Annotated in this window: 7 protein-coding genes; 2 read left to right on the top strand and 5 right to left on the bottom strand. The window is 70.9% G+C overall.

Translation table 11 applies throughout. The features are described from left to right. Together UK23_RS36115 and UK23_RS36110 are read left to right on the top strand one after the other, a co-directional pair. Window positions 1–808 (top strand): molybdopterin dinucleotide binding domain-containing protein (locus UK23_RS36115; RefSeq protein ID WP_045316243.1); only part of this gene is annotated, 808 nt, incomplete at its 5' end. Beyond that, window positions 805–1,248, top strand: a complete 444-nt coding sequence (locus UK23_RS36110; RefSeq protein ID WP_045316242.1) for a YdeI/OmpD-associated family protein — start codon at window positions 805–807, stop codon at window positions 1,246–1,248. The genes UK23_RS36115 and UK23_RS36110, both read left to right, overlap by 4 nt. On the opposite strand, the gene UK23_RS36105 is transcribed toward UK23_RS36110, so the two are convergent. From UK23_RS36105 to UK23_RS36090, 5 genes are all read right to left on the bottom strand, one after another. Then, window positions 1,232–2,563, bottom strand: coding sequence for an MFS transporter (locus UK23_RS36105; RefSeq protein WP_045316241.1), 1,332 nt, complete (start codon window positions 2,561–2,563; stop codon window positions 1,232–1,234). The two genes, UK23_RS36110 and UK23_RS36105, sit on opposite strands and share 17 nt — an antisense overlap. A gap of 15 nt (window positions 2,564–2,578) precedes the next feature. Then, the gene (locus UK23_RS52165) at window positions 2,579–2,728 is read right to left on the bottom strand and encodes a hypothetical protein (RefSeq protein ID WP_156213643.1); all 150 of its coding nucleotides are present in this window, start codon (window positions 2,726–2,728) and stop codon (window positions 2,579–2,581) included. A 490-nt stretch (window positions 2,729–3,218) separates the two neighbouring features. Continuing rightward, window positions 3,219–4,136, bottom strand: a complete 918-nt coding sequence (locus UK23_RS36100) for an NADP-dependent oxidoreductase (RefSeq protein WP_045316240.1) — start codon at window positions 4,134–4,136, stop codon at window positions 3,219–3,221. Next, the gene (locus UK23_RS36095) at window positions 4,133–4,549 is read right to left on the bottom strand and encodes a cupin domain-containing protein (RefSeq protein ID WP_045316239.1); all 417 of its coding nucleotides are present in this window, start codon (window positions 4,547–4,549) and stop codon (window positions 4,133–4,135) included. The genes UK23_RS36100 and UK23_RS36095 overlap by 4 nt, the downstream gene beginning before the upstream one ends. Window positions 4,550–4,623: 74 nt before the next feature. Further along, window positions 4,624–6,045, bottom strand: coding sequence for a PLP-dependent aminotransferase family protein (locus tag UK23_RS36090; RefSeq protein ID WP_045316238.1), 1,422 nt, complete (start codon window positions 6,043–6,045; stop codon window positions 4,624–4,626).

Genomic DNA, 6,045 nt, shown 5'->3' with positions numbered 1-6,045 from the left:
GTCCGAAGAGGACTACGCGCCGCTGCGAGCGGCCGCGGCTGCCGGACGGGCCGAGTTCGCGCAAGCTTTCCTCGGCGCACTGGCGGATCCGGTGAAACGGCGCCTCGCTTCCGTCCTGCTGTACCGCACACTCGGCCCGACTCTGCCGCACGACGCCTCAGCGGCGGCTGTGCTGTGGATGGCCGCGCACGAGTGCGCCCGGAAGAACCCGGCCGGCGTGGAGAAAGCGGGCTACGGCACCGGACTCGAAGCGGGGGAGCGGCTTTTCGAGGCGATCATCCACGGCTCGCACGGCGTGGAGATCACCCACGACGACTACGACGCGTCCTGGCAGCGCCTGCCCCACGACCGGATCAACCTGGACGTGCCAGACCTGCTCGCCGCGGTGGCAGCGTTGCGCGACAGGGTTGCCCCGCAACAGGATCCGGACTGGCCGTTCGTGCTGTCGGCGGGGGAGCGGCGGGCGTTCACGGCGAACACGATCATGCGCGACCCGAGCTGGCGGCGGCGAGACCCGGACGGCCGCCTGCGCATCAGCGTCACCGACGCGACGCGGCTGGGCGTCACGACAGGCGACCAGGTCCGGCTCACCACCCGGCGGGGCAGCGCCGAGGTGTTCGTGGACGTCACGGAGTCCATGCGGTCCGGCCACATCTCGCTGCCCAACGGTCTCGGCCTCACGGTGCAGGAGCGCACCGGCGTCGCCCCGAACGAGCTCACCGCCGCCGAGGACCGCGACGAGTGGGTCGGTACGCCGTGGCACAAGCACGTGCCCGCCCGGCTGGAGCGCCTAAAGTCCGAGGCGTGACGCGCTACAAGTTCACCACTCAGATCGAGCTCGGCGGCAAGACCGCGACCGGCTTCCACGTCCCGGCGGAGGTGGTGGCGGCGCTCGGGCAGGGCAAGAAGCCGAAGGTGCTGGTGACCATCGGCGCCCACACCTACCGCAGCACGGTGGCGGTGTACGGCGGCGACTTCATGCTGCCGCTGAGCGCCGCCAACCGCGAGGCCGCCGGGGTGAGCGCAGGTGACACCGTCGAGGTGACGCTCGAACTGGACCTCGCGGAACGCACCGTCGAACTGCCCGGCGACCTCGCGGCGGCACTCGACCAGCACCCCGCCGCCCGTGCCGCGTTCACCGCGCTCTCCTACAGCAACCAGCGGCAGCGGGCCGAGGCCGTGACGGCGGCGAAACAACCCGAGACCCGCGCACGTCGCATCGAGAAGATCATCACGGAACTGTCGTGACCGACTTGGGCCGCGACCATTCCGGAACGCCGCCCACGAGAGCGAGTGGCAGCAGGACGACGGCCGCGGCGAGCAGGAAGCCGAACCGGAATGCGCCGGCGGACGGGGAATCGGTGAGCAGAACGGCCGCGGCCTGAACGCCCAACGCCGCACCAATCGCACGGGCGATGCCGCAGGTCGCCGACGCGACGCCGGTGTTCTCCTGCCGCACCGAAGCGATCGCGCTGGTGTAGGTCGCGGTCGACGCGGTTCCCACGCCGAGGCCGAGCGTCACCAGCAGGCCCAGCACGATCTGCCACGGCATCTCGTGCCACAGCGCCAGGAACAGCGTTCCCGCCGCCGTGAGCACCAAACCGGCAACCACGGCAACGCGGGCACCGGCTTTGCGGACGAGCAGCCCGGACACCGGCCCGACCACGATCGCCACGACCACGGTGGGGAACAAATACAGGCTGATGTCGCTGGGAGTCGCACCGAAGCGTGGCGTCGACAACAGCTGGGGCACGAGGAAGTACGTCGCCGAGTAGCTGGCTCCCAGCACACCGGCCACGACGCTCGCGGTCCACACCCCGCGCGTCCTCAGGACGTGCAGGTCGACCAACGGATGCGCGGCCCGGCGCTCGACCAGCACCCACGCGGCGCCGAGCACGAGCGCCAGCGCGAGCAACACCAGCGCACCGGCGTAGAGCGCCAGCATCAGCGTCGCGAGCGTCAACGCCAGCAGCGCGCCACCCGGCCAGTCCAGTCGTGCGGTCCGGGCTTTCGCATCGCCGGGCAGTACGAACGGCGCGGCGAGGGCGACGGCCGCGACGACCAACGCCGGCAGCAGGAACATCCACTGCCGCGACAGCACGTCCGCGAGCGGGCCGGACGCGAGCACACCCAGGCCGGTGCCGACGGTGAACAGGCCGGTGAGCCAGCCCACCGCCACCGGGGTCGAGTCCGGGAACAGCTGACGCGCCACGACGAACGAGACGGGCAGGATGCCGCCGCCGAGCCCCTGCAGGAACTGGCCCATCAGGATCACCGGAAACGTCGTGGCGAACGCCGACAGCACCGCCCCGGCCACGATGCACCAGGTGAGCACCAGCAGGGTCCGCCGGCCGCCGCGGTCGTCGGCGATCCTCGCGACGATCGGCATGGTGATCGCGGACGTGATGATCAGCGTGGTGGACAGCAGACCGGCCTGAGCCGGGTCGAGGCCGAGTTCTCGTTGCAGGAGTGGCAAAGCGGGGAACGGGATGCTCTCCAGCGCGCCGATCGTGACGGCCAGAACCGCCAGGACGAGCATGGCCGGACGGGTGATGCTGAGCATGACTGCTCCTTCTGGTCACTTGACTCGGCGGGTCTGTCCTTCCCACTGCGCGGCGCGGAGATCGCGCTTGAGAACCTTGCTGGTGCCCGACACCGGCAACGCATCGACGAACTCGGTGCTGCGTGCCGCTTTGTAGCCCTGTCCCCGGCGTGCACTACGCGTCATCCATCAGCGGGCCTCGTGCCAGGTACATGGCTGATAAAGCTACAACGTGTAGCGTAAACCGGGAAGAGTATTTCGCAACGTCCTGTAGTGAAATCGTGAGCCGACAAGCCCCTGGACATCCGGTTCGGCTGCCATTCTCGGAAGCCGGCCCTCTGTGGGACGTGTGTGTAACGCGCCCAAACGACATCTGCGGACAGCGGTACATTAGGCCAAGGTCTTCTCCTGCGCACTCGACCGGGTACGGCTCCTGCGCCGCGCCACGGCACACCTCGTGTCCGGTGACGACCAGGTAGAGGTCGACGGCAGCATCTGGGGGAGCGTGACCGAGATCGTCACCTTCACCGGGGCGGAAGCTGTGTGGGCGCGGGTCTTCTACCGGACCCGCGCCGGAGAGTCGTACCGGACCTGCCCCGCCGCTCAGGTTCGCGTCCTCACGTCCGCGACGTCCACCCCGCTCGTGGCCGACGCCTTGCGAGCGGGCGCGGCAACGTCAGCGCTCGTCGAACACGATGATCGACTTTCCACCACCGCGCCCTGCACCGAACGCCGTCGCCGCTTCAGCTAGCGGGTACTGGGTACCGACGAGCACCCGTAGGCTTCCGTCGCGAACGAGCTGAGCCAGCTCGACCAGCCGGTCCCGGTCCGGCTCGACGACGAAGAAGATCGTCCGGCCGTCGCGCGGCCTGGCCTCGGTGGGCTCGGTGATGGTGACCAGGGTGCCGCCCGCGCGGACCAGCCCCGCCGAGCGTTCGAGAATCTCGCCTCCGAGCACGTCGAAGGCCACGTCGACCTCGCCGATGTCTTCCAGGCGCTCGTTCTCCAGGTCGACGAACGCGTGCGCGCCCAGGCCGAGAGCGACCTCGCGGCTGCCGGCGCGGCCGGTGCCGATGACCCGCGCTCCCGCTCGGCGCGCTAGTTGCACGGCGATCGATCCCACCCCGCCGGCCGCACCGTGGATCAGCACGGTCTGCCCGGAAGTGAGCCGGCCGTGGTCGAACAGCGCCTGCCAGGCCGTCAGGCCGGAGATCGGCAGGGCGGCGCCGACGGTGTGGCCGACGTCCGCGGGCAGCGGAGCGAGGTTGCGGGCCTCGACGGCGGCGAACTCGGCGAGCGAGCCGTCCCTGGTCCAGTCCGCGAGCCCGAACACCCGCTGCCCGACGGTGAGCCCGGTGGTGCCGTAGCCGAGCTCCGCCACGACGCCGGACAGCTCGTGACCGGGCACGCTGGGCGTCCGATCGCGGCCGGCCCGGTCCGTCCACGTTCCCGGCCAGTCCAGTTCGCCGGGGGTGAAGCCGGCCGCGCACACCCGCACGATGACGTCGTTCTCCGCCGCGTGCGGGTACGGGCGGTCGGTGAGGGTCAGGCCACCGAGACCGGCTGCCTGGTCCTTGACGATGACGGCTTTCACGACGAGGTCCTGTTCCGGCGGGCGCTGGGGTGCCGGAGGTGGTCGCGCGCGGCGATCTCCTCCGGTTCCAGCATGGTGATCATGTCCACGCCCGGAGCGCAGAGGCACACGGCGACGAACCTGCTCCAAGCCTCCGGTTCCAGGTTCGCGACCTGGTAGTGCACCACGTCGCCGCCAGGCTCCCAGAACGCCTCGCCGGCCGTGATCTCGCGCGGGGCCTCGCCTTCGAGCTCGAAGAGGATCCTGCCTTCGACGACGTAACCGAAAACGGGCCCGCTGTGGCGGTGCGGCTGCAGGCCCTCGTCGGCCGGCGGGAGCTCGACGAGCTGGGTCATGGCGTGCGCGCCCTCGGGAATGGGCGGCGGGGTGGCGCAGAGCAGGTCGGTGACCTTCGTGTTTCCGGCAGCGAGCATGGTTCCGACGCTAGCCCGGTTTCTGCGCGGAGCCTGGGTCCACTTGGGACCCGGGAACGGGAACCACTCGGGTGTCACCGAAGAACGCGAACCAGGGCGTCCAGCGCGCCCGACCAGGCACTGGGGGAGGGCGCGGCGAATCCGACCACCAGGCCGTCGCGGTCCGATGTGGACCCGGGATTGCGGAACAGGCCGAGGGGCTCGACCGCCAGCTGTTCGCGCACCGCCCGGCGCACGAGTTCGGCGCCGGTCCGGCCGGGCTGTTCGAGCAGCACGTGCAGACCGGCGGACATCCCGGCCACCCGCGTGGCGGGCGAGTGCTCGCCGATCACGTCGACCAGCTGCCTGCGTCGTCTGCCGTACTGCGCACGCATCGCGCGGATGTGCCGGTCGTACGCTCCCGACTCGATGAACTCGGTCATCGCCAGCTGGTTGACGAACCCGACGGAATCCTCCGCCCACCCCTTCTCCGCGGTGATCGGGCCGACCAGGTGGTCCGGCACGACGAGCCAGCCGATGCGCAGTCCCGGCGCCAGGGACTTGCTCGCGGTCCCCAGGTAGACCACGTGGTCGTGGTCCAGCCCCTGCAACGCGCCCACGGGAGACCGGTCGTAGCGGAACTCGCCGTCGTAGTCGTCCTCGATGATCAGCGTGCCCCGCCGGCGCGCCCAGTCGACGACGGCAGCCCGCCGGTCGGACTGCAGCGCCACGCCCAAGGGGAACTGGTGCGACGGCGTGAGCAGCACCGCGCCCAGATCGGCAGTCTCGTCCAATGTGGACAGATCGGCGCCGTCGGCGTCGACCGGGAGCAGGACGGGTTCGATCCCGGCTTTCAGCAACGCCGGGCGCTGGGTGTGCAGACAGAACTCCTCGATCGCCACCTTCGTGACTCCCGCGCCCGCGAGCGTCGCGGCAACGAGCCGCAGCCCTTCCGCGGCCCCGCTGCACACGATGACGTTGCCGGCGTGTGCGCGCAGTCCCCTCGACCGGGCGAGATAGCGCGCGATCGCGTCACGCAGTTCGGGCCTGCCGTGCGGATCGGTGTACCCGAAGGCCTCGAACGGCGCCGTGCCGACCGTGCGCTTCACCGCGCGAACCCACTCGTCTCTCGGGAACGACGACAGGTCCGGCCACCCCGGCCGGAGATCGTGCAGCGGTCTCACCGGTGCCGCGGGCGAACGCGGCCGTGCCCGTCCGCCCACGGGTTCCGCTGAACGCCGCGCCACCTCGGTGCCCGAACCGTGCAGCCCGGTGAGCCACCCCTCGCTGATCAGCTCCGAGTAGACGCGGACGACGGTGTTGCGGCCCAGCCCGAGGTCGGTGGCCAGCACCCGGCTCGACGGCAGCCGCGTTCCCGGCACCAGCCTGCCGGTGCGGATCGCGTCGCGGAAGGCGTCCATGAGGCCGGCGCGGACGTTGCGGCCGACCGTGTCGAAGTGGCCCAGGTGCAGGTCGAGGCCTGACGTCTGGGTGCCGCGGGCCGCTCGATCAGTCAC

It is taken from the genome of Lentzea aerocolonigenes, from assembly GCF_000955955.1.
In the GTDB taxonomy this organism is placed as follows: Bacteria; Actinomycetota; Actinomycetes; order Mycobacteriales; family Pseudonocardiaceae; genus Lentzea; species Lentzea aerocolonigenes_A.
The sequence above is the reverse complement of the archived record's forward strand: the minus strand, read 5'-3'. Positions and strand labels throughout refer to the sequence as shown.